Annotated in this window: 3 protein-coding genes; all 3 read right to left on the bottom strand. The window is 64.4% G+C overall.

Features of this window, described 5'->3' with window-relative positions; all coding sequences use genetic code 11:
- Positions 1 to 636, bottom strand: a 636-nt coding sequence (locus E1J61_RS36755; RefSeq protein ID WP_133098645.1) for an HlyD family efflux transporter periplasmic adaptor subunit, incomplete at its 3' end; no start/stop codon positions are given.
- Positions 633 to 1,100: a biotin/lipoyl-binding protein gene (locus E1J61_RS36750; RefSeq protein WP_133098644.1), complete on the bottom strand. Its 468-nt coding sequence runs from the start codon at positions 1,098 to 1,100 to the stop codon at positions 633 to 635. The genes E1J61_RS36750 and E1J61_RS36755, both read right to left, overlap by 4 nt.
- On the bottom strand, positions 1,093 to 1,858 hold a 766-nt coding region (locus E1J61_RS36745), incomplete at its 5' end, for an ATP-binding cassette domain-containing protein (RefSeq protein ID WP_133098643.1). The genes E1J61_RS36745 and E1J61_RS36750, both read right to left, overlap by 8 nt.

Here is a 1,858-nt window from a genome sequence, read left to right as displayed (position 1 = left end):
CTCGATGTAGCCGAAACGCGTGAAGTCGAACGTTTCGACCTTGGTGATGACGCGTTGGCCGGGCTTCACATAGCCGATGTCCTTGTTCTGGACTTGGGCGTCTACCTCCAGGGCAGTGTTTTCCGGCACAACGATCGCCACGGGCTGTGCCTGGGTGACCACGCCGCCAACGGTCGTGACCGCCAGTTGCTGCACGACGCCATCAATGGGCGCCCGCAGGATCTGCAGGTCACGGCGCTGGGTAGCCTTGACCAACTCCAGTTCGGCGGTCGCGGCCTTGCGGCTCTCCTCGGCGAGTTCAGCGGAATTGCGGGCGGTGAACTCAGCAACGGCCTGCGCACGCTGCTGATGCGCGGCATTCAGCCCGGCATTGGCCTCGGCCAGCCGGTTGGTCTGCAGGGCCAGTTCCTTCTTGAGATTGATCAGTTCGAGCCGCGTCTCGATCAGGCCCGTCTCGGCGATGTGTCCGGTCTTGACCAGTTCCTCGCGCATGTCGTTCTTCTTCGTGACAAGCGGCAGGCTGGCCCGAATCTGTTCCAGGCTGGCGGCGGCGCCGTCACGGTCGGCGCGCTTGCGCGCGACCTCGGCATCGAGCGCCGCCATCTTGGCGCGGTGTTCGGCCAGGGCGCTGGTCAACTGTGCCTGCTGCGTCCTGGCGATATCGTCCGGCAGCCTTCGGTGGCCCGCATGGTGGCCTTGCCGTCCAGCAGCGCAGTCAGCCGCTGCACTTCGGCCTCAGCTTCCCAGTGATCGCGTTGCAGGCGGTCGCGGTCGGCGGCGGTGGTGGTCGGGTCCAGTTCGATCAGGACATCGCCCGCCTTTACACGCTGCCCATCGCGCACGTAAATGTGGCGCACGATACCAGCTTCTAGCGGCTGCACCACCTTGGACTTGCCCGAGGGGATGACCTTGCCTTGTGCGGACACGACCACGTCCATCTTGGCGAGCACAGCATAGACGAGTGCCACCGCGGCCATGCCGCAGAGGCTTGCTGCGACGATTTTTGCCATGCGCGCCGGGCGGCGGTTGGCGATACCCATCGCTGCCGTGGCGAATGTCTCGGCTGGCGATTGCTTTTCTGCGTTACGTAGTTCAGACATGCGTGCCCCCCGGCAGCGGCTGCACAGGAGCCTTGTGCTTGACCGTCAGTGTTTCCAGTACGCGCGAGGCCTCGAAGAGGGCGCGATACTTGCCTGCCGGCTGGGCGATCAGTTCGATATGGTGGCCTTGCTCGACCAGTTGACCGTTGTCGAGCACCAGGATGCGGTCAGCCAGGCGCAGCGTCGACAGACGGTGGGCAACGATGAAGACCGTGCGGCCCGCGCAAATCTTCTCCAGGTTGTCGTGAATGACGCGCTCGGACTCGTAATCGAGGCTGGCGGTGGCTTCGTCGAGGAGCAGCAGTCGCGGGTTGGTGACCAGCGCCCGGGCGATGGCGATCCGGGCGCGCTGACCACCGGAGAGCAGACTGCCGCGCTCGCCAATCACGGTGTCGTAGCCCTGGGGCAGCACATTGACGAAGTCGTGCGCGCCAGCGAGTTCGGCTGCGGCCATCACGTCTTGCAGGGACAACTCCGGATTGGAGATGGCGATGTTGTCCCGTACCGACAGGTTCAGCAACGCGCAATCTTGGGAGACCACACCGATCTGGCGCCGCAGCCAGGTGGCATCGACCGTGGCGAGATCGATCCCATCGATGAAGACCCGTCCGCTCGTGGCGATATACAGGCGTTGCAGCAATCGGATAAGAGTTGTCTTGCCAGCGCCTGAGACGCCAACCACGCCGATGACCTCCCCAGCAGGGACGCTGAAGGACACGTCCGACAGCACCTGGACGCCGTTGGCCTGGTAGGCAAAG

It is taken from the genome of Cupriavidus sp. L7L, from assembly GCF_004353535.1.
Lineage (GTDB): Bacteria > Pseudomonadota > Gammaproteobacteria > Burkholderiales > Burkholderiaceae > Cupriavidus > Cupriavidus oxalaticus_A.
This window is presented reverse-complemented; position numbering and strand designations above follow the sequence as displayed.